This is a genomic window from Rhizobium arsenicireducens (assembly GCF_964021225.1).
In genome coordinates this window covers 802598-828872 of record NZ_CAXHYK020000001.1, presented here as the reverse complement: position 1 = coordinate 828872, position 26275 = coordinate 802598, and the positions used below count along the sequence as shown (strand labels likewise).

Below are 26275 nucleotides of genomic sequence, written 5' to 3'. Positions count from 1 at the left end.
GGAAATGCAACGTGGCTCGACAGTCTGCGGGCAAGGCTGCCAGGAAAGAACTGCCGGAAATGCCGGTCGTCGACGACAAGACCATCGATTTCGAGACGATCGAACTGTTGTTCTTCGCCTATCGCGATTTCGTCTCGGATCCAGACGCAATCCTCGCCAAGATCGGCTATGGTCGCGCCCATCACCGCGTCGTCTATTTCGTCAGCCGTCGGCCGGGCATGACGGTTGCAGATCTGCTCGCCATCCTGCAGATCACCAAGCAGAGCCTCGCCCGCGTGCTCAAGGAACTGATCGATTCGGGCTATATCCGCCAGATGGCCGGCCCGGCCGACCGCCGCCAGCGCCGGCTCTACCCGACGCTGGCCGGTCGCGAATTGGCACTGGCGCTGTCCGAGCCGCAGTCGCAGCGCATTGCCGGCGCCATGGAGGGCTTCACGCCCGAAATGCGCGAGGGGGTACGTAGCTTCCTCGAAAGAATGAGCCGCTCGGAAAGCACCACGCGAACGGACACGGCCGGAGTCGACTGATATGGCGCGCAAGATCTTCATTCCGGATGACGCCCCCCATCTTCTGGTCGTCGATGACGATACGCGCATCCGCGCCCTGCTGCAGCGCTATCTGTCCGAGCAGGGTTTCCGCGTCACCGTGGCCGCCGACGCCGGCGAAGCGCGGCGCAAGCTGGAAGGCCTGCACTTCGACCTTCTGGTGCTGGATGTGATGATGCCCGGCGAATCCGGCCTGTCGCTGACCCGCAGCATTGCCGCAGAGAAGAAGATCCCCGTCATCCTGTTGACCGCCCGTTCGGAAGCTGAATTGCGTATCGCCGGGCTCGAGGCCGGCGCCGATGACTATCTTGCCAAGCCATTCGATCCACGCGAACTGGTGCTGCGCATTACCAACATCCTGAAGCGCAACCTGAGCGCCGACCAGCCGAAGATCGAGCAGGTCATGTTCGGGCCGTATAGTTTCTCCATCCTGCGCAAGGAACTGAAGCGGGGGCCGGATGTCATCAAGCTCACCGATCGCGAGCAAGAAATCATGCTGCTGTTCACCACCCGCGCCGGCGACACCATTCCGCGTCACGAACTGATCGGCAATGATACCGAAGTCGGCGAGCGGACCATCGACGTGCAGATCAACCGGCTGCGCCGCAAGATCGAGGACGATCCGGCCAATCCGGTCTGGCTGCAGACCGTGCGCGGCATCGGCTACCGGTTGAGCATGGACTAGCGCCGGAGGCGCCCCAACGGAAGCGAAGGAAAGATGACGCTGTTCGACAGCATCCGCAGGGACAATGATCGCTCCCCCGGCGGGCTCAAGGGCCTGTCGCGCTGGCTGAGGCATCAATTGCCGACGGGGCTCTATGCCCGTTCGCTTTTGATCATCATCCTGCCAATCCTGATTCTCCAGACCGTGCTGGCCGCTGTCTTCATGGAGCGCCACTGGCAGATGGTGACGGAGCGCATGTCCAATGCCGTCACCCGCGACATCGCCGCGATTATCGCCTTGATCGAGGCCTATCCGGGCGAGGAGGATTTCGGGAACGTCGTGCGCATCGCCCGGGACAAGCTGAACATGACGGTCTCGATGGAGGCCGACGGGGAACTTCCGGCCGCGCGGCCGAAACCGTTCTTCTCGATACTCGACCAGATTCTCTCTGACCAAATCGAAAACATGATCGCCAAGCCCTTCTGGATCGACACGGTCGGCGATTCCCGCCTGGTCGAGATCCGCATCGCGCTCGATCAAGGCGTGCTGCGGATTTTTGCCCGGCGCAATTCAGCCTATGCCTCCAACACCCACATCTTCCTCTTGTGGATGGTCGGCACGTCGCTGGTACTGATCGTCATCTCCACCCTCTTCCTGCGCGGCCAGATCCGCCCCATCCTGTCTCTGGCCAAGGCAGCCGAAAGTTTTGGCAAGGGCCAGCGGCCGCCGGAAGGTTTCAGCCCGCGGGGGGCTGACGAGGTGCGCCGCGCCGGCCTCGCCTTCATCCTGATGCGCGAACGCATCGAACGGCAGATGGAACAGCGCACGGCCATGCTGACCGGCGTCAGCCACGATCTGCGCACCATCCTCACCCGCTTCAAGCTGCAACTGGCGCTCGCCGGCGACACACCCGACCTCCAGGGCCTCAACCAGGACGTAGAAGATATGCAGACCATGCTCGAAGGCTATATGGCCTTCGCCCGCGGCGAGGCGGAAGAGGATGTCGGACGGCTGAAGCTCGGAGACTTGTTCGAAAAGCTCAAGGCGGATTTCGAGCTGCACGGCAAGGCGCTGACCTATCGCATTGAGGGAGACGAAGAGGTCGCGGTGCGGCCCAACGCTTTCACGCGGCTCGTTGCCAACCTCGCCTCCAACAGCCGCCGCTACGCCAACCGCGCGGAACTCGAGGCAATACACAGTGAGAAATGGCTGACCATCGTGATCGACGATGACGGCCCCGGGATCCCCGCCGACTATCGCGACGATGTGTTCAAGCCCTTTTTCCGCCTCGACGAGGCCCGCAATCTCGACGCTTCGGGCACCGGCCTCGGCCTTGCGATTGCGCGCGACATCGCCCGCAGTCACGGTGGAAATGTCACCCTAAGCGACAGCCCGCTCGGCGGGCTGCGCGCGACGATCCGCGTGCCGGCCTGACAATCACTCAAGGAAGCTAACCCGTGTCGACCGACTGGAACGCCCTGACCTGGCTCAATCCGCCCCGGAGCGCGCATGCGGACCCTGAGGGGCTGCATGTCACCACCGGTCACGAAACCGACTTCTGGCAGAAGACCTATTATGGCTTCCACCACGACAGCGGCCATTTCCTCCACCTTGCGCGAAAGGGCGAGTTCACAGTCGAGACACGCTTTAGCGGTCACTATGAGACGCTCTACGATCAGGCAGGCCTGATGGTCCGCCACGATGAAAACAATTGGCTGAAGTGCGGGATCGAATTCACTGATGGCTCTTGCCACCTGAGCACGGTGGTCACCGTCGACGGGCGCTCCGATTGGTCGGCCTTTGCGCTTGAGGGTATTTCCGGTGCGCTGGATATCCGCGTGAGCCGGCTGAAAGATGCCATGTTCGTGCAATATCGCGTACAGCCCGCCGGACCGTGGCGCATGGCGCGGCTCGCCTATTTTCCGCCCGAACTCGAGAAGCTGAATGCCGGCGTGATGGCCTGCTCGCCGCAGCGCGCCGGCTTCAAGGTTGTGTTCCACCATTTCACGGTCAGCGACCCAGTCAGCCGCGACATCCACTGACGCGGCGACATCGTCTCACATCATCTTCATGCCGTTTGGCACCGGCTGCTCGACCGCAGCAAGCACAATCGCACCGTTTTCGTCGGCAAATCCGAGCGTCAGGACTTCAGATCGGAAAGGACCGATCTGACGCGGCGGGAAATTGACCACGCCGAGCACCTGCCGGCCGAGCAGGCTCTCCGGCGTGTAGTGCACGGTGATCTGCGCCGAGGACTTCTTGATGCCGATCTCGGGGCCGAAGTCGATCTTGACCTTGATCGACGGCTTGCGGGCCTCAGGAAAGGGTTCCGCCTCGACAATCGTGCCGACACGAATATCGACCCTCTCGAAATCAACATAGCTGATTTCTGGCTGAACCTTGGTGGTCTCGCTCATCCGGCCAGTTCCTCGGCACGTTTGCGCGCCGCCTCGATCGCCTTGTTGAACAGCGGCTGCATGCCACCGTCGGCCATCAGCACCGAAAGGGCAGCGGCGGTCGTGCCGCCTGGCGACGTCACATTCTGCCGCAGTATCGCGGCGGCGTCGGGGGACTGGTGAAGCAGTTCACCAGCCCCCGCGACCGTTTCCCGTGCGAGGCGCATGGCCAGGTCCGCCTGCAGGCCGGCTTTGCGGCCCGCCTCAGCCATGCACTCCACGAGATAAAACACATAGGCCGGCCCACTGCCGGACACGGCCGTTACCGAATTGATCTGGTCCTCGTTGTCCAGCCACTCGACCGGCCCCGAAACCTTGAGCAGGCGATGGACGGTGTCGCGCTGTTCGGTGCTGACGGCATCATTCGCAAAGGCGCCAGTTATGCCGCGCCCGATCATGGCCGGCGTATTCGGCATGGCGCGCACCATGGCGGCGGCACCGAGATGCTGTTCCATGAAAGCCAGCGTCTTGCCGGCCGCCACAGAGACCACGACGGTCCGTGGCCCGACCAGCGACCTCAGGGTCGGAAGAACTGCCCCCATCACCTGCGGTTTCAATGCGAGAAAGAGAATGCCCGCCCTGAGGTCTGCGGTCGCTTCTTTGGTATAGCACGCACCCGCATCAGCAATCTGCTTGAGCATGGCTTCCGAGGGGCCCGGATCAATCACCGTAATCGAAGAACCGGGGACACCGCTCTTCAACCAGCCGGTCAGCATGGCGCCGCCCATATTGCCGGCGCCGACGAGTACCACTTGCCCCATCGCCGAATAGCTCATTCTCAGGCTTCTCCCGCCGTTTCGAACAGAACTGCGTCCATGGCACTCTTGGCGTCCATGCCCGACCAGACCACGAATTGAAACGCCTGGAAATAGGCTTCGCAAGCATCGACCGCGCTGGACAACAGAACTTCCACCTGGCGGTTGGTCGGCTCGGCGCCGCCGGCAAGCAGAAGTGACTGGCGGAAGATCACCACATCCTCATGCCGCCAGATGTCGAAGTGTCCCATCAGCACCTGGCCGTTGATGAAGGACAAAAGCTTGATGACCTCATTGACGCGGGCATCCGGAATCTTCAGGTCGAACGCGGACGCGAGGTGCAACGCCTCGAACTCTTCCATCCACGAAAACGAGACGTGATAGTCGGCCCAGCGGCCTGCGACCGTCATGGCGAGTTCGTCCTCGCCGGAGCGCTCGAACGACCAGTCGTTGTTCGAAGCGACGAATTCGATCATATCGACCGGGTTGGACTGTCGTTCGAATTCCAATTCCATGAGGCTCATGCGGCACCTTCTTGACCGGAGTGAATGCGATATTCGAGTGGAAACACCGAAGGACACAGACAACTTTACCGGAAACAACACTGGGAATGATTCCCTTTGGACCCCAGGATAAAACACCCACCCTGTCCGAAACTTGCGAAGGTCCGTTTCGAATCATCATTTAAAATCAGTGTATAATGGCGAAGACCAAGTACCAGCCCCTGACCGGCGTTTTGCCCTAAGGGTCTGTGGACAGCCGAGCGGCATAACCTTTGCAGTCGCCCTTAAGCGACTCTGCCCATTGGCTTTTTTCTCTCCGCGAGCATGTGGAAAAATAACTTGTATGAAACGGGCGCCAGCCCGCGGCGCAAACAAGCGCAACGACGAAAAAGACCTGCCGCGGATTGCCGCGACAGGCCTCGAAAAACCGGCAGTTTTCCTGCCTGCATGAAAGCGCCAGTGCGGCACAGTACGACTTTGATGGCTTATTTGGCTTTGGCGGCGAGCTTCGCCTCAAGGGCTTCTATGCGCTTCAAGAGAGCGTCGTTCTCGTCGCGCGCCTTGATCGCCATTTCGCGAACAGCCTCGAATTCCTCGCGCTTGACGACATCCATCCCGTTCAGCCAGCGCTCAGCCTGCGCGTGAAAGGCGGTCTCCATTTCCTTGCGCACGCCCTGGGCCGCGCCGGCGGCATCGGTCATAAGCTTGGCGAAATCGTCCATAATACGGTTCGGGCCGGTCGACATGGCTGTGGCTCCTCTTGCTTTCGATCCCCTGGACGGCGTCCTCGGTAACAGAAAGTGAGGTAGGTATTCAACCGGGCCGTTGCAAGCGAATTTCGCGGTCGCGCTCGGGCGCAACGGCCGCGCGACGAGATTCCATCTTGACCGTGCCAGATCGGAACGCCATTTTCCGGCAACATTGGAGAAAGAGCACCTTGTCCTCAGCCGCCGAACTCATGTCCATACTGACCTTTCCGGCGATCGATCCGGTGGCCTTCTCCCTCGGCCCACTGGCGATCCATTGGTACGGCCTCGCCTATGTCGCCGGAATCCTGCTCGGATGGTTGGTTGCGCGCGGCATGCTGCGCAATCCGAGACTGTGGCCAAACGACACCCCGCCCTGCACGGCTTCCCATCTCGACGACTTCCTCGTTTGGGTGGCGCTTGGCATCGTACTCGGCGGGCGCATCGGCTACATCCTGTTCTACGATTTCGCCGCGATCCTCGACGATCCGATCCGTGTGATCGAGATCTGGAACGGCGGCATGTCGTTCCATGGCGGCTTCCTTGGCGCGACATTGGCCATGGTCTTTTTCGCCCGGCGCCACGCCATCCCGCTGTGGAGCCTGTTCGATATCGTCGCGAGCGTCGCGCCGCTCGGTATCTTCTTCGGCCGCATCGCCAATTTTATCAACGGCGAACTGTGGGGACGCCCCTCCGACATGCCCTGGGCCATGGTCTTCCCGACAGGCGGCCCCTTTCCGCGCCATCCGAGCCAGCTCTATGAAGCCATGCTCGAAGGCCTGCTGACCTTCCTCGTACTCCAGGTCGTCGGCCGCCTGCTCGGCGGCTTCCGTTCGCCGGGCCTGGTCACCGGCTGCTTCGTCATTCTCTACGCCTTGTCACGCATCACCGTCGAATTCTTCCGCGAACCGGATCCGCAACTCGGCTATCTTGTAGGCGGCTGGCTAACCATGGGCATGCTCTTGTCTGTGCCGATGCTTGCCGCTGGCGCCTGGGCGCTTGTGAGGGCCCGGCGCACCGCAGATCCGCGGCCGTGAAGCGAACATGAGGCGCCCAGCATGACCACTGCCCTCGCCGAGAAAATCAAGTCCCTGATACTGGCCAGCGGCCCGATGAGCGTGACCGACTATTTCGCCCTGTGCCTCGCAGATCCCGAGCACGGCTACTACAGGACGCGCAACCCGTTCGGCCGGGCCGGTGACTTCGTCACCGCGCCCGAAATCAGCCAGTTGTTCGGCGAGATGGTCGGAATCTTCCTGGTCATCGCCTGGCAGCGCCATGGCGAACCTGCGGATGCGCGCATCGTCGAGATCGGGCCCGGTCGCGGCACGATGATGGCCGACATGCTGCGCGTGATCGCGCGGCTCGCACCGCGTCTCTATGAGACGGCAACCATCCACCTCGTCGAGACGAGCCCGGCCCTGCAGGACGTGCAGCGCCAGACGCTTTCCACGCACTCAGGCCGAATTGCCTGGCACACGAGCTTCGACGAAGTGCCGGAAGGCTTTACGCTCATCGCCGCCAACGAACTGTTCGACGCCATTCCCATCCGCCAGTTCGTCAAGACCCCGACCGGCTGGCGCGAACGCATGGTCGGGCTCGATTCGGATGGCGAACTCTGCTTTGCCGCTGGCGTCGCGACGCTTGATCCGGCCCTTTTGCCGCAGCGGCAAATTGCGCCACCGGATGGCGAGATCTTTGAGATCGCCCCTGCCCGTCAGGCAGTCATGACAACGCTCTGCGACCGCCTGCTGAAGTGTCACGGAACGGCGCTGGTGATCGACTATGGCCACATGGTCAGCGGTTTCGGCGACACGCTCCAGGCGGTCCTCGCGCATCAGTACGACCCACCGCTTGCCCATCCCGGCATGGCGGACCTGACCAGCCATGTCGACTTCGAAAACCTCGCCCGCACCGCACTGGCGACCGGCGTTCATGTCAACGGCTGCATGTATCAGGGCGATTTCCTCGTCGGCCTTGGCATCGAGGACCGTGCGGCCTCTCTCGGCCGCGGCAAGGACGCCAAGACCCAGGACGAAATCGTCAAGGCGGTCGAGCGACTGGCCAGCGCTGGCGAGGGCCGCATGGGCGAGCTTTTCAAGGTCATGGCGATTTCCAGTCCAGCCATGGCTCTGCCGCCCTTTAAGGGAGCCAATTGACAGGGGCGGCGGCGATAAGCCACCATCGCGGCGGCTGAATCTGCGGCGAGATCTCTGTTTCCCTAGTATTTTCAGGGGCGAGGCGGTCGAATCGATCACCCACCCACCGCCTCGGAGGCTGCTTATGCAGGACCACCCCTTGCCCGACCCGATCACCAGTCCGCTACTTGCCGATGCCGAGAGCAAGGGCATCCGCCACGGCTTCTTCACCCGCAAGGGTGGCGTTTCGGAAGGCATCTACCGCGGCCTGAATGTCGGCCTCGGCTCCAACGACGAAAGGCAGAAGGTTCACGAAAATCGCCGCCGCGTCAGCGACTGGTTCGGCCTTGAGCCAGAGAAGCTGGCAACGGTGCACCAGATCCACTCGCCGGACGTGGTCGTTGTGGACCGCACCTACGACGGAAACCGCCCCACGGCCGACGCCCTCGTGACGGCGTCCCCGGGCGTCATTCTCGGCGTGCTCTCCGCCGATTGCGGCCCGGTGCTGTTTGCCGATGCCGAAGCGGGCATCATCGGCGCCGCCCATGCCGGCTGGAAGGGTGCGCTCGGCGGCGTGCTGGAAAACACGATTCTCGCCATGCAATCGCTCGGCGCGCGGCGCGAGGCGATCACCGCCTGTCTCGGCCCGTCGATCAGTGGCGAGAACTATGAGGTCGGACCGGAGTTCGTCGACCGCTTTCTCGATGAAAACCCGGACTTCACCCAGTTCTTCCGCCCTTCACCTAAGCCTGGCCATGCCATGTTCGATCTGCAGGGCCTGACGGTGAGGCGACTGGCCGACGCCGGTGTACGCGCCCACAGCCTCGGAATCTGCACCTATGCCGACCCGGAGGCCTTCTATTCCTATCGCCGCACCACCCATGCAGGAGAGCCGGACTACGGACGACAGATTTCCGCGATCGCCATAAGGGAGGATTGACATGGCCATGCATTTCGACGCGAGCGAATACGCCGCTCGCCTGGAGCGGCTGACGGCCCGCATGGCCGAGCAGAAGCTCGGCGCCATGCTGCTGTTTGCCCAGGAAAGCATGTACTGGCTGACCGGTTACGACACCTTCGGCTATTGCTTCTTCCAGACGCTGATCGTCAAGGCAGACGGCTCGATGACGCTACTCACCCGCTCGGCCGACCTGCGTCAGGCGAAGCGGACATCCAACATCGAAAACATCGTCATCTGGGTCGACCGGGTGAACGCCGACCCGACAATGGACCTGCGCAACCTGTTGAGCGAGATGGATCTGCTTGGGGCGAAGATCGGGATCGAATACGACACCCATGGTATGACGGGACGCGTCGCGCGCCTCATCGACAATCAGCTGACCAGTTTCTGCGAGATCACCGACGCCTCCTATCTCGTCAGCGAACTCAGGTTGGTCAAGAGCCCGGCGGAGATCGCCCATGTGACGCGGGCGGCCGAACTCGCAGACGACGCGCTCGACGCAGCCCTCCCCCTGATCAAAGCCGGTAGCGACGAGGCCGCCATCCTCGCCGCCATGCAAGGCGCGGTCCTGACCGGCGGCGGCGATTATCCGGCAAACGAATTCATTATCGGTTCGGGACCGGATGCACTTCTGTGCCGCTACAAGGCCGGTCGCCGGACGCTCTCCGACAAGGACCAACTGACGCTCGAATGGGCGGGCGTGAGCGCGCACTATCATGCCGCCATGATGCGCACCATCGTCATCGGCGAGCCAAGCGCGCGCCATCGCGAACTCTATGCCGCATGCCACGAGACCATCAAGGCGATCGAGGGGGTTCTGCGGCCTGGCCACACCTTCGGCGACATTTTCGAGACTCATGCCCGCATCATCGACGAGCGTGGCCTTGCCCGCCATCGGCTCAATGCCTGCGGCTATTCTCTCGGCGCCCGCTTCTCGCCCTCGTGGATGGAGCACCAGATGTTCCATTCCGGCAATGCGCAGCCAATCCTGGCCGACATGACGCTCTTCGTGCACATGATCATTATGGACAGCGAACGTGATACCGCCATGACCCTCGGCCACACCTATCTGACCACCGCCGAAGCCCCGCGCCCCCTTTCGCGCCACCCGCTGGAGCTGATTGCGCGGTAGCGCAGGACAACTTCGGCAGGCAAGACCGTCGTCGACACCCGGCACTCTAAGGAATTGATAGGATTTTAAGGTTATCCTCATCTAATCCGACGGAGGTGCACGAGGACGGCAGCGAATATGAGACTTTCCCGAACAGCGACGGCCGGCCTGATCGCAGCGGCGACGCTCACTGCTTGCAACACGCCCGAAGCGCTGGTGCCACCCATGGAAATCGGCGATGGCGGCCAGCCTGTGAGCGAAAGCGACATCGCGCTGTCCCGGGGCCAACAGAATGGCTATACGGAACCGTCCTACGGCCAAAGCGCGCCGCTCGCCCAGCAGGGATACGCACAGCTGCCGCAAAATTCGCTCGAGGCCCAGGCCGCCGCCCTCGCCTCCGGCCAGAGCAATCCGGTCGCCTCTCCGCCGCTCTACGGCAATCAGGACAGTTATCCGGTAGCGCCCAGTCCGAGCGGGCAAACGCTCGGCGCTCCCCCGGCTCAACTGCAACCGCCCATGCAGACCGCGGAATCCGCCTCGCCTTCTCAGCCTGCACAGCCAGCGCCATCAGCCCAACAAAACATCGCCGCGCTCGCCCCGGCTGGCGCCGCCGGCACCATCCGCTTCCTGCCGATCATCGGAGCGCCCGTCCAGTCGGTCACACCGCTGTCACGCCAGCTCGGCGCCGAGGCACGGGGCAAGGGCCTGACGATCAAAAGCGCCAGCGATCCGGCAAGCGAGCATATCCTGAAGGGCTATCTCTCCGCTTTCGGCGACGGCGGGACCGTTACGGTGGTCTATGTCTGGGACGTACTCGACAGCGGCGGAAACCGCATCCATCGGATCCAGGGCGAGGAAAAGGTGCCCTCTGCCGCGACCGATCCCTGGGCAGGTGTCCCGGCCTCGCTGATGCAGCAGATCGGCACGAAAACGATCGCCCAGTACACAGCATGGCGCCAATCGCACGGCAGCTGAAATGCAGCTGTTAGAAAGTTTTCACGAAAAAGGTATGCATTTCCGCCAAACCACTTGCATTCGGGGGGAAGGGCGCTAAAAGGCGCCCATCTCAGCATGACAACAGGCGGACCAAAATGAAGGTTTTCGCAGGTAATTCGAACCGGCAGCTCGCCGAGGCAATCTGCAATTATCTCAACGTACCACTCGGAAAAGCCAGTGTCAGGCGGTTCGCAGACCAGGAAATTTTCGTAGAAATCCAGGAAAACGTGCGCGGCGAAGACGTCTTTGTCGTTCAGTCGACATCGTTTCCCACCAATGATCACCTGATGGAACTGCTCATCATGATCGACGCCTTCCGCCGCTCTTCGGCGAAGCGTATCACGGCGGTTCTCCCCTATTTCGGCTATGCCCGCCAGGATCGCAAACCCGGCCCGCGCACCCCGATCTCAGCCAAGCTGGTTGCCAACCTGATCACCGAAGCCGGCGCCGACCGCGTGCTCACGCTCGACCTGCACGCCGGCCAGATCCAGGGCTTCTTCGACATCCCGACCGATAACCTCTACGCCGTACCGCTTCTCGCCCGCGACGTGAAGGACCGTTACGACACCAAGAATGTCATGGTCGTTTCGCCGGACGTCGGCGGTGTTGTCCGCGCCCGCTCGCTCGCCAAGCGCCTCGACTGCCTCCTGGCTATTGTCGACAAGCGTCGCGACCGTCCGGGCGAATCCGAGGTCATGAACGTGATCGGCGAAGTGGCCGGCAAGGATTGCATCCTGATCGACGACATCGTCGATTCCGGGGGGACACTCTGCAATGCAGCAGAAGCCCTTCTGAAGAATGGAGCAACCAGCGTGACCGCCTATATCACGCACGGCGTACTGTCGGGCGGCGCGGTCAGCCGTGTCACCTCCTCCAAGCTACGCGAACTGGTGATCACCGACTCGATCCAGCCGACGACGGCGGTCCAGTCAGCCCACAACATCCGCGTGCTGACGACGGCCAATCTTCTCGGCGAAGCGATCAACCGCACCAGCGCAGAAGAATCCGTCTCCAGCCTGTTCGACTAATCTTCGTAGGACCTTGAGCCCATTCCTTCACTCCAAGATCAGCCCCCGAGGGTTTAACCCGACTGTAAGCAATTTTCGTGACACTCTCCGCGGGTTGTTTGCCCGTGGAGGGAATTAATGTCACGAAACCATTTGGGTGCTGCCAAGACTGGCGCGCTATCATCCGTAAAAGCGAAGTTTGCCGGCCTCGTCGTTGGCGCCACGCTTGTATCCTGTTTCGCCGTCGGCATCCTGAGCTATCAGGTCGGCAAGAGCGGCCTGATCGAAGCCAGCAAGCTACGGCTTGAATCCGTCGCCAAGACCCAATCGAAGGACCTTAACGCCTATATCAGGCGCATCGAGCAGTCGCTTTCGGACCTCGCCCAGAACACGGCGATCGGCGAAGCGACCGACATGATGGTCAACATCATTCCTCTCGAGGCCACCGACATCAAGCAGATCTTCCAACCGAGCGGCTCGACGATCGACGAGCGCGTCGCGATGGACGGCACCAAGCTCAAGCTGCTGTACGGCGTCCGGCACGCCGGCTTCCATGGCACCGTTGCCAGCGTCTGGAAAAACACCAACGCCAGTGACGTGATCATCGCCGACAATGCAGGAACGCTGGTTTATACTGTCACCAAGGGCAAGGAATTCCTGTCGAACGTCGTAGATCCGGAGAATGCAGCGCTCAAGGAGATCTATGATCGCGCCAATGCCGGAACGCTGGACCAGACGCATGTCTCCGGCTTCACCGACTATCCCCAGGGTGAGGACGGGGCCTCGGCCCTGATCGCAAAGCCGCTCGCCATCTCTGTGTGGGGCGACACGGTAAAGAAGGGCGTGGTGATCATCCGTGTCTCCGCATCCAAGCTATCAGCCATGGTCGCGCCCGATGGCCTTGGCACCACGATCGACGACGCCTTCCTTCTCAACAATGACGGAACGGTGCGTGGCGGGACAGTGAGCGGCGGCAAGGATGCCGAGATCGCCCCGGAACTCGCCAAGGCCGCGTCTAACGGCGAGACCGGGTCGGCCTTCGCCATTTCGGGCGACCATTCCTCCTTCTATTCCTATCTCCCCGTCACGCTGTTCGGCCAAAACCACCTTCTGGTCGTCGGGCAGCACGAAGCCAAGGTACTCGCCTCCGCCAACGAACTTGCCTGGTGGGCACTGCTGACCACCGTCGCGGTCCTCGTCTGCATGGGCGGCGTCGGCATACTGGTTTCATCCAGCCTCACCCGCCCTCTCACGGATCTGGCGAGCCTGATGAACCGGCTGAATCAGGGCGACAAGGCAATCGACATCAACGCGACGGGTCGCGCCGACGAGATCGGGGTGATGGCGCGCGCGCTGGAATCCTTCCGCCAGAACGCGGTCGAGAAGGAGCGCATGGAAGCGGATGCCGTCGAACGGGGGGCACAGATCGACGACGAGCGCCGCCAGCGCGAGGCGGAGAAGGCTCGCAGCGCCCAGGAACTAGAGGATGCAGTCTCGGCTCTTGCCACGGGTCTGCAGAACCTGTCGAGCGGTCGCCTCAATCTTCGCATCGAACGACCTTTCGTGTCGTCGCTTGATCATCTCCGCATAGACTTCAACAATTCCGTCGAGCGCCTGGAAGACACGATCCGCACGATCACTGAAAGCGCCGACACGATCCGCGCCGGTTCTTCCGACCTGAAGGGCGCCTCGGAAAATCTTGCCCATCGCACCGAACGCCAGGCAGCCTCACTGGAAGAGGCAGCCGCAGCCCTTGGCGAGATGACCGGCTCGGTCAATGACGCTCTCCAGCGTTGCGAGACGGCGGTCAAGGTGACGGCTGACACACTCTCGGACGCCAAGACCTCCTCGAGCGTGGTCAACGAGGCAATCGTCGCCATGGAGAGGATCGAAAGCTCGTCTACCAAGATCCGCCAGATCATCGACGTGATCGACCAGATCGCCTTCCAGACCAACCTTCTGGCACTCAACGCAGGCGTCGAAGCGGCCCGTGCTGGCGATGCTGGCAAGGGTTTCGCAGTCGTCGCGCAGGAAGTGCGCGAGCTCGCCCAAAAGTCCTCGGGTGCCGCCCGCGACATCAGCCAGTTGATCAATACCTCGACCACCGACGTCGCCGACGGCGTGGCGCTGGTGTTGAAGACCGGCGAGAGCCTGCACAAGATCGAGGGTAACATCGAGACGATCAACACCCACATCGGATCGATCGCCACCGCTTCCCGCGAACAGTCGCAACGCCTTGGCGAGATCAATGCCTCGGTCAACGACCTTGATCAGGTAACCCAGCAGAATGCCGCCATGGTCGAGGAGACGACAGCTTCCGCCTTTGCGCTGGCAAGTGAGGCGGACGGCCTGACCGATCAGGTCAGCAGCTTCTCCATCGGTCATCGCCCGTCGGTTTCGGCACGCCACGCCGCCTGAGCGCGTCCGCTGTCGCGAAAAGTGAATCCCGCGGCGCTTGCGCTCCGCGGGATGTTTCGTCTGGGCCTATTCGGCCGACCGGGCCGCTGGGACAGGAACGGCACAGCCATCGCCGCCGGCATACAATCGCGACCGCGTCAGAAAACGCCGCTCGCGACCGTTGTCGAGCGAGAACATGCCCCCTCGCCCCGCCACCACGTCGATGATCAACTGCGTGTGCTTCCACACCGCGAACTGCGAGCCGCTGATATACACCGGCACGCCGCCGATCTCGCCGAGCTTCACGTCGTTCTCGCCGACCCGGTACTCGGCCACCGGAAAGCACATCGGCGACGAGCCGTCGCAACAGCCGCCGGACTGGTGAAACAGAATGTCGGGATGATCCGCCTGGATCTCCCGGATGAAGTCGAGCGCTGCCTGCGTGGCTGTCACCCGCGGCTGCGCCGCGTTTGTCTCGTCGATCATGCGGTATTCCTCCTTCCCGAAACGGCAATCCCTCCCCCTGCCAGAGCAGGGAGAGGGACGGCAAGAGGCTGAAGCGGGGGCAACAAGCCTCTTGCCTGTGGAGATGGTCGGATCAGAAGAAGCCGAGAGCCTTCGGGCTGTAGGATACCAGCATGTTCTTGGTCTGCTGGTAGTGGTCGAGCATCATCTTGTGCGTCTCGCGGCCGATGCCCGACTGCTTGTAGCCGCCGAAAGCTGCATGGGCCGGATAGGCGTGGTAGCAATTGGTCCAGACGCGGCCGGCCTGGATGTCGCGGCCGAAATTGTAGCAGCGATTGGCATCGCGGCTCCAAACGCCCGAGCCGAGACCGTAGAGTGTGTCATTGGCGATTTCGAGCGCTTCGGCATCGTCCTTGAAGGTGGTGACCGAGACCACGGGGCCGAAGATTTCCTCCTGGAACACCCGCATCTTGTTGTGACCCTTGAACACCGTCGGCTTGACGTAGTAGCCGCCGCCGAGATTGCCGGAGAGGTTGTTGCGCTCGCCGCCGATCAGCACTTCGGCGCCTTCCTGCCGGCCGATATCCATGTAGGACAGGATCTTCTCCAGCTGTTCGCTGGATGCCTGGGCGCCGATCATCGTCGACATGTCGAGCGGGTCGCCCTGCTTGATGGCGGCAACGCGCTTCAGCGCCTTCTCCATGAAGCGGTCGTAGATCTTTTCATGCACCAGCGCGCGGCTCGGGCAGGTGCAGACCTCGCCCTGATTGAGCGCGAACATGGCAAAGCCTTCCAGCGCCTTGTCGAGATAGTCGTCGTCCTCGCGCATCACGTCTTCGAAGAAGATGTTGGGCGACTTGCCACCCAGTTCGAGCGTGACCGGGATCAGGTTCTGGCTGGCGTATTGCATGATCAGCCGGCCGGTCGAGGTTTCCCCGGTGAAGGCGATCTTGGCGATGCGCGGGCTGGTGGCCAGCGGCTTGCCGGCCTCGAGCCCGAAGCCGTTGACGATGTTGAGCACTCCCGGCGGCAGCAGGTCGCCGATCAGTTCCATCAGCACCAGCATCGAGGCCGGAGTTTGCTCGGCCGGCTTCAGCACCACACAATTGCCGGCGGCCAGTGCCGGAGCGACCTTCCAGGCGGCCATCAGGATCGGAAAATTCCACGGAATGATCTGGCCGACGACGCCGAGCGGCTCATGGAAGTGATAGGCGATGGTATCGTGGTCGACCTCGCCGATCGTGCCCTCCTGGGCGCGGATGCAGGCGGCGAAGTAGCGGAAATGATCGATCGCCAGCGGAATGTCGGCGGCCATGGTCTCGCGCAGCGGCTTGCCGTTGTCCCAGGTCTCGGCGCGCGCCAGGAGTTCGAGATTGTCCTCCATCCGCTGCGCCACCTTCATCAGGATGTTGGAGCGTTCCGTCGACGAAGTCCGGCCCCATTTGTCCTTGGCGGCATGGGCGGCATCGAGGGCGAGGTTGATGTCGTGCTCGTCCGAGCGGGCGACCTCGCAAAGCTTGCCGCCGGTCACCGGCGTGATGTTGTCGAAGTAGCGGCCGTTGACCGGATCGCGCCACTGCCCGCCGATGAAGTTGCCGTATTTCAGTTTGAAAGGCGTACCCGCCACGGTCTGAACCTGAATATTCACGATGTCATCCTCCCTGAGAAAGGTCCCTCCAGCGGACCCGTGAGACGATGATTGCCTGCAAAGACCGTGAGCGATAGGGACCCCGGCCCATACCGCAATGCACACTGTTTCAGAAATGCGACATATGGGAAACCGCGGCCTATTGCAGCGAGAGACGCTTGATCTTGCGATGCAGGGTGGCGCGGCTGATGCCGAGAATCTGGGCCGCCTGCGAGACATTGCCGTTGGTGCGCGACAAGGCCCGCCTGAGCGCCGCGCGCTCGGCGCAGTCGAGATCGGAACTCGCCTCGCCCCTGCTTTCGCGCAGGGCATCGGCAGCCGGAAGGCCCTGGGCAATGCGCTGGTCGTCGAGTTTCAACGCGGCGCGCGCCGCTTTCGTCGCGCCGAGAATGAGGTCGTCACAGTCGACGGCGATGAGGGCCACGGTCGCGGCATGAGCGCTGGGCACCATGATGATGCGCGCGCCGGGGAAGGCCTGGCGGAAAAGGATCGTCTCGACGCGGGCGGCAACGTCGCGGACCGCATGCGACAGGATCGACAGCGTCATCTCGGTCACGTCGCTGCGGCAGGTGGAGATGTCGAGTGCTGCGGTCACGCGCCCCCTGTGGTCGCGGATCGGCGCCGTCGCGCAGCTCAGTTCGATGTTGGAGCTGAGGAAATGCTGATCGCGATGAATGATCACCGCGCGCTCGTCGGCGAGCGCCGTGCCAATGCCATTGGTGCCGGCGCTCGCCTCGCTCCACAGATTCTGTTGCCACAGACCCAGCTCGCGAAAGTCGGCGTCGTCGCCGGCAGCGCCCCGCCGGTCGAGCACGATGCCGTCGCGATCGGACAGCACGATGCAGCAACCCGAGCGGCCGACGGTCTGGTAGAGACGGTCCACCTCGTCGGCGCAGGCCGTGACGAGATGTTCCATGCGCTCGCGGGCGTCGCGAAATGCCGCCTCGTCGACGAGGACGGGCCTGCGCCCCTCTTCCGGTGCAAGCTGGTGAAGGTCCAGGCAGCGCCGCCAGGAGGCGGCGATGGGCGAACTCGCAGCCGCGGAATGCTGTGACGCGGTTGCATAGACCAAGTCCGAGTGGCTGGATTGCTGGCGCATCGGCTCCTCCCAAAGCGATCATGCATGCGAAGGAGAGATCTTTCAATCGCGATTGTCCCAGACAAGGCGGTTCGCGCATTCGCCGCACAATCTGTCGCAAATCTGAGACACATATCGAGAGCCGGCATGTCCCACGCATTGGAACGGCGCATTCGGACGACACGCGACCCAGTGGGGTACCCTCCACTCGCATCGGTGAGCTTAACGCGGGCCTCCGGTTCGCCTCGTGACGCCCACCCGGCACGGTCGAGCGATCAGCCGGCCCAGATAGCGCGAAACCAGCGCATTTGGGGGAATACCCCGGTCGGAGCTTGCCTTTTCGGCACTTCTGTTCTATAGCGCGCCCGTCCGTGTAGACACCCTTGGAGGCAACGCGGATGAGGTTCCTTCGGGAGCCCCGGTTTCGACAGGCGCCACAGATTAGCGCATGCGAGACTCTCCAGACAACTTGAAAGGAAAAGCCATGAGCCACTCTTCTTACGAGCTCAAGGCCGTAGCACGCGAACGGGTAGGTAAGGGGTCCTCCCGCGAACTTCGCCGCAACGGTTTGATTCCCGCTGTTATCTATGGTGACAAGCAGGCCCCCATTGCCATCTCGCTGGACACCAACGAAGTGACAAAGCGCATCCACGCAGGCGGTTTCATGACCACTGTCGCTGTGATCAATGTCGACGGCGAGAAGATCAACGTCCTGCCGAAGGACTACCAGCGTGATCCGGTCCGTGACTTCACCATGCACGTCGACTTCCTGCGCGTCTCGGCAGACAGCAAGGTCACCGTCGAAGTTCCGGTTCACTTCATCAACGAAGAGAAATCGGCCATCAAGATCGGTGGCGTTCTGAACATCGTTCGTCACACGGTGGAACTGCACTGCCCGGCCAACGGCATTCCGGAATCCATCACGGTCGATCTCGCCGGCCACAAGATCGGCGACAGCATCCACATCTCGCATGTCAAGCTGCCGGCACGCGTGAGCCCGGTCATCACCGACCGCGACTTCACGATCGCCACGATCGTCGCTCCTGCGGGCGGTCTGTCCGAAGAAAGCGAAGCAGGTACAGAGGGCGAAGAAGCCTGATCTGATACGGAAAAACGATTGCCCCGTATTGATCCCGCCTCTCCCGGAGGCGGGATTTTTTTGTCTCCGGACTTTTTTGGCAATTTCAGCTTGTACAAGATTTACGAGCTATCCTTTAACGAGATTTAATCAATACGTGCCAGCATGCATCCTCATCTTAAGGGGCATCGGGGATGCATATCGTCTTGGCTGGGATCGAAGGCCGTCATAAATGTGATGGAGCCACCGCGGCATGACCCGGTCGATCGAGAGGCGATTCCTGGCGATCGTCGCCACCACCGTCTTCATCCTGGTGGTGCCGCTCTTTGCCCTGTTTCTTTCCCTCTCATCGGATCGCGCCGCCAAGGAATTGCAGGATCACGTGGAAATCCTGCTAGCCACGAACTCCCAGGCGCTGGCCAAGCCGTTGTGGGACTTCGACCGCGAAAGCGTCGAGCAGATCGCCACGACGATCGTCTCTGCAAATGCCGTGAGCAAGGTCCAGGTACGCGATCTTTCGGGCGGTATAAATGTCTCCATGCCGCCCCTGCCGACCTGGCCTAAAAGCGGCGTGGAATCCAAGTCACGTGAGATTTTCTATCAGGGCATCGACGGTCGCAGGCAGGTGGGAACGATTACCATCTATTATGGCCGCTTCGATGCTCTTTCCTCGCTGCGCGATTCCGAAGCCATATTGATCGGCATCTTCATTGTCGCCGTGCTGGGCCTCGTTCTGGCTGCGATCTTCGGCAACCGCCTGATGATCATTCAGCCGCTAATGAAGCTCACCGCAGCGATCGAGGCGACGCGTCAACTCGGTTCGCGTCATCATGTCGACTGGCAGTCCAACGACGAGATCGGCCGGCTGGCGAAGAGCTTCAATGCCATGCAAATCCAGCTCGAGCAGGAGGAGCAGGAGCTGAAGATTGCCCATCGGCGCGCCACCAATATTTACAACCTGACACCCGCCATGCTGTTCTCGCTCGATGAGCAGGACCGCATCACCGGCGTCAGCGACTATTGGCTGCTGGCCACCGGTTACGAGCGCAGCGATGTGCTTGGCAAGCGTTTCGCTGAACTCGTGCAAGAGGACGCGCGCGCCGCCTATCTCGAGCGCAAACGGCGAAGAAGCCGCGAGGACGCGGTCGTCGAGAGCACGAGCAAATTCGTTTGTGCGGACGGCAATCTGATGGACGTGCTGATCGTCGAAGCGAACAAGGAAGGCAACGCCGGCGAGACCGGCCTCTCGCTCAGCGTCATGACCGATGTGACGGCCCTGAAGCAATCCGAGGCGCGCAATCACCGCCAGGCAATCACGGACCATCTGACCGGCCTGATGAACAGGCAGGGTTTCGAAAACGCCCTCGACACGGAGATCCGCGAAACCGACGAGATGGATGGAGAACTTGCCTGCATCTTCGTCGACCTCGACCGTTTCAAATGGATCAACGACAATCTCGGTCATCAGGCCGGCGACACGGTGCTGCGCATGCTGGTCGATTTGATGCGCCCGCTGCTTCCGTCGGGCGCAGTTGCGGCCCGCCTGGGCGGCGACGAATTTGCGGTCCTCTTGCGGTCGGCCAAGGTCGAGCATGACGCCTTGGAGCTGAGCCATCGCCTCTGCGCCATTTTCGATGAGCCATTGCACGTGCACGGCGCCACGGTCCGCCTGAGTGCCAGCATCGGCGTGGCACTCTATCCGCGTCATGCCAGCAATGCCGCCGAACTGCTGCAGAAGTCCGATATGGCCATGTACAGCAAGAAACGTGACGGCAAGAATGGCGCCCTGCTCTACGATCCGCTGATCCAGGACAATACGCGCCAGCGTGCAGCCATCGAACGCGACATTGAGATCGCCCTCGAAGAGGACTGGTTCGAGGCCTATTTCCAGCCGATCGTCGATCTCGCAAGCGGCTCTGTCGTCGGTTACGAGGCTCTGCTGCGGCTGGAGCATCCGCAAAAGGGTACCATTCCCCCCAGCGACATCATAAAGATCGCCGAGGAGACCGGCGCCATTACCCGCATCGGCAACCGCATTCTGGAGAAAGCACTCGCCAATCTCGTGGTGATTTCCCAGGCGACCGGGGACAACGACGCCTATATCGCCATCAACTTCTCGCCCTTGCAGTTCGAGCAGACCCTGCCGATCCGGCTTGCGGCGCTGGTCTCCCGCTACGGCATCGCGCCGCACCGTCTCGTCATCGAGATTACCGAAGCAACCCTGCTGCACGACAATCCGCAGATCCGCACCATTCTCGATGAATTCAACCGTTTCGGCTGCCGCATCGCGCTTGACGATTTTGGTACCGGCTATTCCTCTCTCAGCTACCTCAACCGATTTCCCGTCGACATCGTCAAAATCGACCAGTCCTTCATCCGCTCGCTCTCGACCGAAGAGCCGGAGCTTCAGCACAAGAGCCGCATGCTGGTCGAAGGCATCACCGCAATCTCGCACAAGATGGAATGCTCGGTGGTTGCTGAAGGCATTGAGACCGAGGAGCAGCACGAAATTCTTCGACGCTTCGGCGTCGATCGCGGCCAGGGCTATCTGTTCGCTCGCCCCCAGCCTGTCCACCAGTTGATCGAGACCCTGAAGAGTTCATCAAAACGCGGACGCTCAATCACCTGAGCATCCCCGATGTCGCGAAGGAAAGTGCCTATGAGGATCGCCGCATTTCTCCTGTCGATGACATTCGCCGGCGCCGCCGGCGCAGAGACCATCCACTTCACCACCGAGGACTACCCGCCCTATAATTTCCGCGAAGGCGGGGAATATCGGGGCGTCGGCTACGAACAGACGGTCAGCCTGATGAAAGACGTCAAGGCGGACTACACGATCGAAATGATGCCCTGGGCGCGGGCGCTCCAGCTCGCCGAGAGCGAGAAGACGCACTGCGTCTTCACCACCGCCCACATCGCCGAACGCGACAAGCGGTTCAAATGGGTTGAGCCACTCGCCATCGACCGCAATGTAATGATTGCCAACAAGGCATCCGGCATCAAGCCACGTTCTATTGAGGAGGCGCGGCAATACGTCGTCGGCACCCAGCGCAATGACTACACTCAAGACCTGCTTGAACGGAACGCCTTCCCGAAAATCGATCTCGCGACCGACTTGAAGCTCACTTTCAAGAAGCTGATGAGCGGACGGATCGACCTGATGCCGATCTCCGAAAAATACTATGAGGACCTGAAGGCCGAGGGAAACGCGATCGAGGCTCTCTTCATCCTTTCCGAACAGAAGTTCTCCATCGCCTGCAACATCGACTTCCCGGATGCTTTGCTCGTCGAGATGCAGGCCGGCCTCGACAAGCTGATCGCCGATGGGAGGCAGAAGGCAATCTTCGAGAAATACAAGATGCCGAGCGGCAATTGATCGTCTCTTGCCCGCGCCGGCCGGCAAACCGGCTTGACAACGCCGCCGTTTCGCGGTGCTGAGGGGCCACGTTCACCATCGACGGACACGGCACATGATCATCATAGCGGGGCTCGGCAATCCCGGCGCGCAATACCAGGCGAACCGCCACAACATCGGTTTCATGGCGGTGGACGCCATACACCGGCGCCATTCCTTCTCGCCCTGGGCGAAGAAGTTCAAGGCAGAGATCGCCGAAGGCGAAATCGCCGGCGAGAAGGTTCTGCTGCTAAAGCCGCAGACCTTCATGAACCTGTCCGGGGAATTGGTCGGCGAGGCCATGCGTTTCTACAAGCTCGGTCCCGGTGCCATCATCGCCCTGCATGACGAACTCGATTTGCTGCCGGGCAAGGTCCGCATCAAGGTCGGCGGCGGGCATGGTGGCCATAACGGCCTGAAATCCCTCGACGCCCATTGCGGCAAGGACTACCGCAGGCTGCGCCTCGGCATTGGCCATCCGGGCGACAAGGACCGCGTGCACAGCCATGTGCTCGGCGACTTCGCCAAGGCCGACCACATCTGGCTGGAGCCTCTGCTCGACGCCATCTCCGACAATGTCGAACTGCTGGTGAAGGGTGACGATAGCAAGCTGATGAACAAGCTTGCGCTCGCCACCGGAGGCAAGGAGGAAGCCCCTTCCCCGGTCAAGGCGGCAAAGCCGGCCGGCCAGTCGCATATCCGCCAGGCCCGCAACACGGCCCAGCCCAAAAAACTGCCCGAGACCGGGCCGATGGCCGAGATGCTGAAGCGCATGTTCGGCAAGAAGGACGACTGATCCGATGCCGATGCCTGTCGAGGTCCGGCCCCTACAACAGCGCGACCTCGCAGGCCTGCTCGCGCTCTATGCCCAATTGATCGAAGGCGACCTGCCGCTCTCTCCTGCCTTGGCCGAGACACGTTTCGGCGAGATACTGAAGCGCGAAGGCCTCACCGTGTTCGGTGGTTTCGTCGACGGCGTTCTCGCCAGCACATGCGTCCTGATCGTGGTGCCCAATCTCACCCGTGGCGGCATGTCCTATGCCTTCATCGAGAACGTCGTGACCGACGGAGCGCATCGCCGCACCGGCCTTGGACGCCAGACGGTCAAGACTGCGATCAATGCGGCGTTCGGCGCCGGCTGCTATACGGTTCGGCTGCAGACGGGTGGAACGCGGCCCGGCACGCTCGACTTCTACAGGAGCTGCGGCTTCGACCTGACGAAACACGGCTTGGAGGTACGTCGGATACCACCCCGCTAGAATTCGCCCGCCTGGGCGGGCGGAACAAGGTCGGCTCTTCCTGCATTGACCAGCCCTGGAGGCCACCTATGCGACTCGCCCTTTCACCCCTGCCCCTGCCCGGCCCCTTGAGCCGCAGACTCGATCTCTTTGCCCTCAGCCTGTCCCAGCCCAAGGGCATGGCTTTCGATTTCTCCGCACCCGCAGGCGAACCGGCGTTGGTGCCGGCGAACTCGGTTTCCTGGCAGGTGTTCAAGAACCCCGTCACGGTCTTCATCGGCGGCATCACCGCCGTCCTGCTCGAACTGGCCGAACCCCATGTTCGCGACGGAGTTCTGGCAACACAGCAGCTTTAGAACCGACGCGCTGACCCGCATGCAACGCACCGGCCTTGCCGCCATGATCACCGTCTATGGCGCGCGCAGCAGGGCCGAAGCGATGATAGAGGGGGTCAATCGCCGCCACGGCTCGGTGACCGGCCTGACGACCGAGGGCAAGCACTACCGCGCCGACGATCCGATCCTGCTCGACTGGGTACAGGCCACCGCCGCCTACGGCTTCATGGAAGCCTATCATCGCTATGCCCAACCGCTTTCGGACGAGGCCCGCAACCGCTTCCTCGCAGAAGGCAAGGCTGCCGCCGACCTCTATGGCGCGACCAACGCACCAGCCTCGGTCTCCGAATTGAACATGCTGTTCGACGTAATGCGCTCGCGGCTTGCGAAATCCGAGATTGTCTTCGAGTTCCTCGATATCGTCGGCAAGGTTCAAGTCCTTCCGGCAACCCTGCGACTCTTGCAGAAACTGCTCATCGCGGCTGCGGTCGAGCTGTTGCCCGCCTGGGTGGGCGACAGGCTGGGGATTCGGCAGTCCTGGTCCCTGACGCCCATGCAACGCGCGCTGGTGAAGACGGCCGCCTACGGCGCCGAACGCATTATGCTTCCATCGTCCGCACCGGTCCAGGCCTGTCGCCGCCTCGGGCTTCCGGACACATACCTCTACCGCCGGCGGCCCTGAGCCCCCGAGAGCGTCCGGATCATTCCTCCGGCTCAGTCGTGAACATCAGCGGAAAGCCGGCGTCCTTGCCGAGATCGTTTGCCTCCTTCGCCTTGGTTTCGGCGATATCCCTGGCACAGACGACCACCACGGCCATACCGAACTTGTGTGCGGTCATCATTACCCGGTAGCCGGTTTCCTCGCTCATGCGGAAGACCACCTTCAACACCAGTGTCACGAATTCGCGTGGTGTGAAGTCGTCGTTGAGCAGCAAGACCTTATAGAGCCTTGGCCTTTCAGGCTTCGGCTTGGTCACGGTTTTCGGCTTGAGAGCAGCATCGTCGCCCGTCATCGGAACCTCTCTTGCGATGACTTCAGACCGGCCTCTGTCGCCGGCCCAGCTTTTGCATAATAGGGCATCCGCCAGCCGCCGTCGACCTTCGCGCACCTGGCCGGGATGGTGCAAACACTTGACCGCCTGCCTCCTTTATCCCATAGGCGTGGGCAACGAAAATTCCAAGCTAAGCAGGTATTCTGGCCATGGGCTTCAAATGCGGTATCGTCGGCTTGCCCAATGTCGGCAAGTCCACTCTCTTCAACGCGCTGACCAAGACGGCGGCGGCGCAAGCCGCCAACTATCCGTTCTGCACGATCGAGCCGAACACCGGTGAAGTCGCCGTTCCCGATCCACGCATGCAGAAGCTCGCGGCCGTCGCCGGATCCAAGGAGATCATCCCGACGCGCATCTCCTTCGTCGACATCGCCGGCCTGGTGCGCGGCGCATCCAAGGGCGAAGGCCTCGGCAACAAGTTCCTCGCCAACATTCGCGAAGTCGATGCCGTCGTGCACGTGCTGCGCTGCTTCGAGGACGACGACATCACCCATGTCGAGGGCCGCATCAACCCGGTCGGCGACGCCGAGACCATCGAGACCGAGCTGATGCTTGCAGACCTCGAGAGCCTGGAGCGCCGGGTTGACCAGACCCGCAAGCGCGCCGCCTCCAAGGACAAGGAATCGCTCGCCCAACTGCCGGTGATGGAAGCCGTCATCAAGCTGCTGAATGAAGGCAAGCCCGCCCGTCTGCTGCTGAAAACTCTGGCGGACGACGAAATCGAGGTCCTGAAGGGTCTGAACCTCCTGACCTCGCATCCGGTCCTGTATGTCTGCAACGTCGCGGAAAGCGACGCCGTCGATGGCAATGCCCACACCCAGGCCGTCGCCAAGATGGCCGCCGAGCAAGGTGCCGAGTGCGTGATCATCTCCGCTGCGATAGAATCCGAAGTGGCGCAGCTGCCGGAAGACGAAGCTAAGGAATTCCTCTCCGCGCTCGGCCTGGAAGAAGCCGGCCTCGACCGCCTGATTCGTGCAGGCTACCACCTGCTCGATCTCATCACCTATTTTACCGTCGGTCCGAAAGAGTGCCGCGCCTGGACCATCGTGCGTGGCACCAAGGCACCGGCCGCCGCCGGCGTCATCCATACCGATTTCGAGCGCGGCTTCATCCGCGCCTTCACCATCGCCTATGACGACTACATCAATTTCAAGGGTGAAGTCGGCGCCAAGGAAGCCGGCAAGGGCCGCGACGAAGGCAAGGAATATGTCGTCCAGGACGGCGACGTGATCCACTTCCGTTTCAACACCTGAGACGGATTGGACCACATATCACGAAAGACTTTGCGCTGCCGCCCTTCACTCGACGGGCGGCAGTTTCTCGTTGCGCCGTGGCGTCGGTCTCAGACCTTCTTCATCGGGCAGGTCGACATGCCGAAGATGGAATAGAGCGGGCAGGTCGAGAGGAGCCCAGTGAGCAAGGGGACGATGCCGATCAGCGTCCAATAGCGCCACGAGGCGTCTGGATAGATGAAGAATAGCGACAGCACAGCGAGACCGACGATGATGCGTAGGATACGATCGATTGATCCGACATTCTTGGCGAGCATGGCAATCTCCTTTCAGGGGCTGGTTTTCAACAGGAAGGTCTCTGGATGTCTGCGTGCCGCGCGCGCGGTTCCGCCAGGAACGACGCCTGTTCGAAACCAAACGCCGGCACTCCTTGTAATTGCCCTTCAAGCTGATCATTCTACACTGAAACGACTACA

General features: G+C 61.9%; 28 protein-coding genes. 19 read left to right on the top strand and 9 right to left on the bottom strand.

All coding sequences use genetic code 11. The annotated features are described in order from the left end of the window. The first annotated feature begins 11 nt into the window (after nt 1–11). The 4 genes from ACWPVA_RS03915 to ACWPVA_RS03900 are packed head-to-tail and all read left to right on the top strand — an operon-like array spanning nt 12 to nt 3251. Nucleotides 12–527, top strand: a complete 516-nt coding sequence (locus tag ACWPVA_RS03915; RefSeq protein ID WP_454286427.1) for a MarR family winged helix-turn-helix transcriptional regulator — start codon at nt 12–14, stop codon at nt 525–527. A 1-nt stretch (nt 528) separates the two neighbouring features. Beyond that, complete coding sequence (locus ACWPVA_RS03910; protein ID WP_454286426.1) at nt 529–1230, top strand: response regulator; 702 nt, start codon at nt 529–531, stop codon at nt 1228–1230. 33 nt (nt 1231–1263) lie between these two features. Then, nucleotides 1264–2643: an ATP-binding protein gene (locus ACWPVA_RS03905; RefSeq protein WP_454286425.1), complete on the top strand. Its 1380-nt coding sequence runs from the start codon at nt 1264–1266 to the stop codon at nt 2641–2643. 23 nt (nt 2644–2666) lie between these two features. Further along, nucleotides 2667–3251, top strand: coding sequence for a DUF1349 domain-containing protein (locus tag ACWPVA_RS03900; protein WP_454286424.1), 585 nt, complete (start codon nt 2667–2669; stop codon nt 3249–3251). A gap of 15 nt (nt 3252–3266) precedes the next feature. Here the strand turns inward: ACWPVA_RS03900 and ACWPVA_RS03895 are convergent, their stop codons facing one another. From ACWPVA_RS03895 to ACWPVA_RS03880, 4 genes are all read right to left on the bottom strand, one after another. Continuing rightward, nucleotides 3267–3626 carry a tRNA-binding protein gene (locus ACWPVA_RS03895; RefSeq protein ID WP_454286423.1) on the bottom strand — a complete coding sequence of 120 codons (360 nt, stop codon included), beginning with the start codon at nt 3624–3626 and terminating at the stop codon, nt 3267–3269. After that, nucleotides 3623–4441, bottom strand: a complete 819-nt coding sequence (gene proC / locus ACWPVA_RS03890) for a pyrroline-5-carboxylate reductase (RefSeq protein ID WP_454286422.1) — start codon at nt 4439–4441, stop codon at nt 3623–3625. The genes ACWPVA_RS03895 and proC overlap by 4 nt, the downstream gene beginning before the upstream one ends. A gap of 2 nt (nt 4442–4443) precedes the next feature. Continuing rightward, entirely contained in the window at nt 4444–4944 is a 501-nt protein-coding gene (locus ACWPVA_RS03885) for a YbjN domain-containing protein (RefSeq protein ID WP_454286421.1), read from the bottom strand. 464 nt (nt 4945–5408) lie between these two features. After that, a complete protein-coding gene (locus tag ACWPVA_RS03880) occupies nt 5409–5669 on the bottom strand; it encodes an accessory factor UbiK family protein (RefSeq protein ID WP_454286420.1) in 261 nt (86 codons plus the stop codon). A 212-nt stretch (nt 5670–5881) separates the two neighbouring features. On the opposite strand from ACWPVA_RS03880, the gene lgt reads away from it, so the two are divergent. From lgt to ACWPVA_RS03845, 7 genes are all read left to right on the top strand, one after another. Next, nucleotides 5882–6706 (top strand): prolipoprotein diacylglyceryl transferase, encoded by an 825-nt coding sequence (gene lgt, locus ACWPVA_RS03875; RefSeq protein ID WP_454286419.1) that lies wholly within the window; start codon nt 5882–5884, stop codon nt 6704–6706. Between the two features lie 21 nt (nt 6707–6727). After that, entirely contained in the window at nt 6728–7828 is a 1101-nt protein-coding gene (locus ACWPVA_RS03870; RefSeq protein WP_454286418.1) for a class I SAM-dependent methyltransferase, read from the top strand. 124 nt (nt 7829–7952) lie between these two features. Beyond that, nucleotides 7953–8747, top strand: coding sequence for a peptidoglycan editing factor PgeF (gene pgeF / locus ACWPVA_RS03865; protein ID WP_454286417.1), 795 nt, complete (start codon nt 7953–7955; stop codon nt 8745–8747). A 1-nt stretch (nt 8748) separates the two neighbouring features. Beyond that, nucleotides 8749–9900, top strand: coding sequence for a M24 family metallopeptidase (locus tag ACWPVA_RS03860; RefSeq protein ID WP_454286416.1), 1152 nt, complete (start codon nt 8749–8751; stop codon nt 9898–9900). Between the two features lie 117 nt (nt 9901–10017). Further along, nucleotides 10018–10854, top strand: coding sequence for a hypothetical protein (locus ACWPVA_RS03855; protein ID WP_454286415.1), 837 nt, complete (start codon nt 10018–10020; stop codon nt 10852–10854). Between the two features lie 116 nt (nt 10855–10970). Then, nucleotides 10971–11903 carry a ribose-phosphate pyrophosphokinase gene (locus ACWPVA_RS03850; protein ID WP_454286414.1) on the top strand — a complete coding sequence of 311 codons (933 nt, stop codon included), beginning with the start codon at nt 10971–10973 and terminating at the stop codon, nt 11901–11903. 117 nt (nt 11904–12020) lie between these two features. Further along, on the top strand, nt 12021–14300 hold the full coding sequence (locus ACWPVA_RS03845) for a methyl-accepting chemotaxis protein (protein WP_454286413.1): 2280 nt from the start codon (nt 12021–12023) through the stop codon (nt 14298–14300). 66 nt (nt 14301–14366) lie between these two features. Here ACWPVA_RS03845 and ACWPVA_RS03840 read toward each other — a convergent pair whose 3' ends face one another. The 3 genes from ACWPVA_RS03840 to ACWPVA_RS03830 form a co-directional block, all read right to left on the bottom strand. Further along, nucleotides 14367–14765, bottom strand: coding sequence for a DUF779 domain-containing protein (locus ACWPVA_RS03840; protein ID WP_454286412.1), 399 nt, complete (start codon nt 14763–14765; stop codon nt 14367–14369). A 112-nt stretch (nt 14766–14877) separates the two neighbouring features. Next, nucleotides 14878–16392 carry an aldehyde dehydrogenase gene (adh, locus tag ACWPVA_RS03835; RefSeq protein WP_454286411.1) on the bottom strand — a complete coding sequence of 505 codons (1515 nt, stop codon included), beginning with the start codon at nt 16390–16392 and terminating at the stop codon, nt 14878–14880. 139 nt (nt 16393–16531) lie between these two features. Then, nucleotides 16532–17491 (bottom strand): GAF domain-containing protein, encoded by a 960-nt coding sequence (locus ACWPVA_RS03830; RefSeq protein ID WP_454286410.1) that lies wholly within the window; start codon nt 17489–17491, stop codon nt 16532–16534. A 463-nt stretch (nt 17492–17954) separates the two neighbouring features. Between ACWPVA_RS03830 and ACWPVA_RS03825 the strand changes: the two genes are divergently transcribed. The 7 genes from ACWPVA_RS03825 (at nt 17955) to ACWPVA_RS03795 (ending at nt 24197) form a co-directional block, all read left to right on the top strand. Next, nucleotides 17955–18569: a 50S ribosomal protein L25/general stress protein Ctc gene (locus tag ACWPVA_RS03825; RefSeq protein ID WP_454286409.1), complete on the top strand. Its 615-nt coding sequence runs from the start codon at nt 17955–17957 to the stop codon at nt 18567–18569. Between the two features lie 232 nt (nt 18570–18801). After that, nucleotides 18802–21177: an EAL domain-containing protein gene (locus tag ACWPVA_RS03820; protein WP_454286408.1), complete on the top strand. Its 2376-nt coding sequence runs from the start codon at nt 18802–18804 to the stop codon at nt 21175–21177. A 30-nt stretch (nt 21178–21207) separates the two neighbouring features. Continuing rightward, nucleotides 21208–21924 (top strand): substrate-binding periplasmic protein, encoded by a 717-nt coding sequence (locus ACWPVA_RS03815; protein ID WP_454286407.1) that lies wholly within the window; start codon nt 21208–21210, stop codon nt 21922–21924. Between the two features lie 94 nt (nt 21925–22018). Continuing rightward, nucleotides 22019–22738, top strand: coding sequence for an aminoacyl-tRNA hydrolase (gene pth, locus ACWPVA_RS03810; RefSeq protein ID WP_454286406.1), 720 nt, complete (start codon nt 22019–22021; stop codon nt 22736–22738). Nucleotides 22739–22742: 4 nt separating this feature from the next. Then, nucleotides 22743–23201 carry an N-acetyltransferase family protein gene (locus ACWPVA_RS03805; protein WP_454286405.1) on the top strand — a complete coding sequence of 153 codons (459 nt, stop codon included), beginning with the start codon at nt 22743–22745 and terminating at the stop codon, nt 23199–23201. A gap of 68 nt (nt 23202–23269) precedes the next feature. Then, nucleotides 23270–23536, top strand: coding sequence for a hypothetical protein (locus ACWPVA_RS03800; RefSeq protein ID WP_454286404.1), 267 nt, complete (start codon nt 23270–23272; stop codon nt 23534–23536). Next, nucleotides 23499–24197 carry an oxygenase MpaB family protein gene (locus ACWPVA_RS03795; protein WP_454286403.1) on the top strand — a complete coding sequence of 233 codons (699 nt, stop codon included), beginning with the start codon at nt 23499–23501 and terminating at the stop codon, nt 24195–24197. Before ACWPVA_RS03800 ends, ACWPVA_RS03795 begins: the two co-directional genes overlap by 38 nt. A gap of 19 nt (nt 24198–24216) precedes the next feature. Here the strand turns inward: ACWPVA_RS03795 and clpS are convergent, their stop codons facing one another. Further along, nucleotides 24217–24528 (bottom strand): ATP-dependent Clp protease adapter ClpS, encoded by a 312-nt coding sequence (gene clpS, locus ACWPVA_RS03790; RefSeq protein WP_454286402.1) that lies wholly within the window; start codon nt 24526–24528, stop codon nt 24217–24219. Nucleotides 24529–24716: 188 nt separating this feature from the next. Here clpS and ychF point away from each other — a divergent pair, with 188 nt between their 5' ends. Beyond that, the gene (ychF, locus tag ACWPVA_RS03785; protein ID WP_454286401.1) at nt 24717–25820 is read left to right on the top strand and encodes a redox-regulated ATPase YchF; all 1104 of its coding nucleotides are present in this window, start codon (nt 24717–24719) and stop codon (nt 25818–25820) included. Between the two features lie 89 nt (nt 25821–25909). On the opposite strand, the gene ACWPVA_RS03780 is transcribed toward ychF, so the two are convergent. Further along, entirely contained in the window at nt 25910–26116 is a 207-nt protein-coding gene (locus tag ACWPVA_RS03780) for a YgaP family membrane protein (protein WP_454286400.1), read from the bottom strand. Nucleotides 26117–26275: the final 159 nt, after the last annotated feature.

Coding starts and splice junctions, on each gene's coding strand:
- ACWPVA_RS03910 (WP_454286426.1), top strand. CDS start 529: ATGGCGCGCAAGATCTTCATTCCGGATGACGCCCCCCATCTTCTGGTC.
- ACWPVA_RS03905 (WP_454286425.1), top strand. CDS start 1,264: ATGACGCTGTTCGACAGCATCCGCAGGGACAATGATCGCTCCCCCGGC.
- ACWPVA_RS03895 (WP_454286423.1), bottom strand. CDS start 3,626: ATGAGCGAGACCACCAAGGTTCAGCCAGAAATCAGCTATGTTGATTTC.
- proC (WP_454286422.1), bottom strand. CDS start 4,441: ATGAGCTATTCGGCGATGGGGCAAGTGGTACTCGTCGGCGCCGGCAAT.
- ACWPVA_RS03885 (WP_454286421.1), bottom strand. CDS start 4,944: ATGAGCCTCATGGAATTGGAATTCGAACGACAGTCCAACCCGGTCGAT.
- ACWPVA_RS03880 (WP_454286420.1), bottom strand. CDS start 5,669: ATGTCGACCGGCCCGAACCGTATTATGGACGATTTCGCCAAGCTTATG.
- lgt (WP_454286419.1), top strand. CDS start 5,882: ATGTCCATACTGACCTTTCCGGCGATCGATCCGGTGGCCTTCTCCCTC.
- ACWPVA_RS03870 (WP_454286418.1), top strand. CDS start 6,728: ATGACCACTGCCCTCGCCGAGAAAATCAAGTCCCTGATACTGGCCAGC.
- pgeF (WP_454286417.1), top strand. CDS start 7,953: ATGCAGGACCACCCCTTGCCCGACCCGATCACCAGTCCGCTACTTGCC.
- ACWPVA_RS03860 (WP_454286416.1), top strand. CDS start 8,749: ATGGCCATGCATTTCGACGCGAGCGAATACGCCGCTCGCCTGGAGCGG.
- ACWPVA_RS03855 (WP_454286415.1), top strand. CDS start 10,018: ATGAGACTTTCCCGAACAGCGACGGCCGGCCTGATCGCAGCGGCGACG.
- ACWPVA_RS03850 (WP_454286414.1), top strand. CDS start 10,971: ATGAAGGTTTTCGCAGGTAATTCGAACCGGCAGCTCGCCGAGGCAATC.
- ACWPVA_RS03845 (WP_454286413.1), top strand. CDS start 12,021: ATGTCACGAAACCATTTGGGTGCTGCCAAGACTGGCGCGCTATCATCC.
- ACWPVA_RS03840 (WP_454286412.1), bottom strand. CDS start 14,765: ATGATCGACGAGACAAACGCGGCGCAGCCGCGGGTGACAGCCACGCAG.
- ACWPVA_RS03830 (WP_454286410.1), bottom strand. CDS start 17,491: ATGCGCCAGCAATCCAGCCACTCGGACTTGGTCTATGCAACCGCGTCA.
- ACWPVA_RS03825 (WP_454286409.1), top strand. CDS start 17,955: ATGAGCCACTCTTCTTACGAGCTCAAGGCCGTAGCACGCGAACGGGTA.
- ACWPVA_RS03820 (WP_454286408.1), top strand. CDS start 18,802: ATGACCCGGTCGATCGAGAGGCGATTCCTGGCGATCGTCGCCACCACC.
- ACWPVA_RS03815 (WP_454286407.1), top strand. CDS start 21,208: ATGAGGATCGCCGCATTTCTCCTGTCGATGACATTCGCCGGCGCCGCC.
- pth (WP_454286406.1), top strand. CDS start 22,019: ATGATCATCATAGCGGGGCTCGGCAATCCCGGCGCGCAATACCAGGCG.
- ACWPVA_RS03805 (WP_454286405.1), top strand. CDS start 22,743: ATGCCGATGCCTGTCGAGGTCCGGCCCCTACAACAGCGCGACCTCGCA.
- ACWPVA_RS03800 (WP_454286404.1), top strand. CDS start 23,270: ATGCGACTCGCCCTTTCACCCCTGCCCCTGCCCGGCCCCTTGAGCCGC.
- ACWPVA_RS03795 (WP_454286403.1), top strand. CDS start 23,499: ATGTTCGCGACGGAGTTCTGGCAACACAGCAGCTTTAGAACCGACGCG.
- clpS (WP_454286402.1), bottom strand. CDS start 24,528: ATGACGGGCGACGATGCTGCTCTCAAGCCGAAAACCGTGACCAAGCCG.
- ychF (WP_454286401.1), top strand. CDS start 24,717: ATGGGCTTCAAATGCGGTATCGTCGGCTTGCCCAATGTCGGCAAGTCC.
- ACWPVA_RS03780 (WP_454286400.1), bottom strand. CDS start 26,116: ATGCTCGCCAAGAATGTCGGATCAATCGATCGTATCCTACGCATCATC.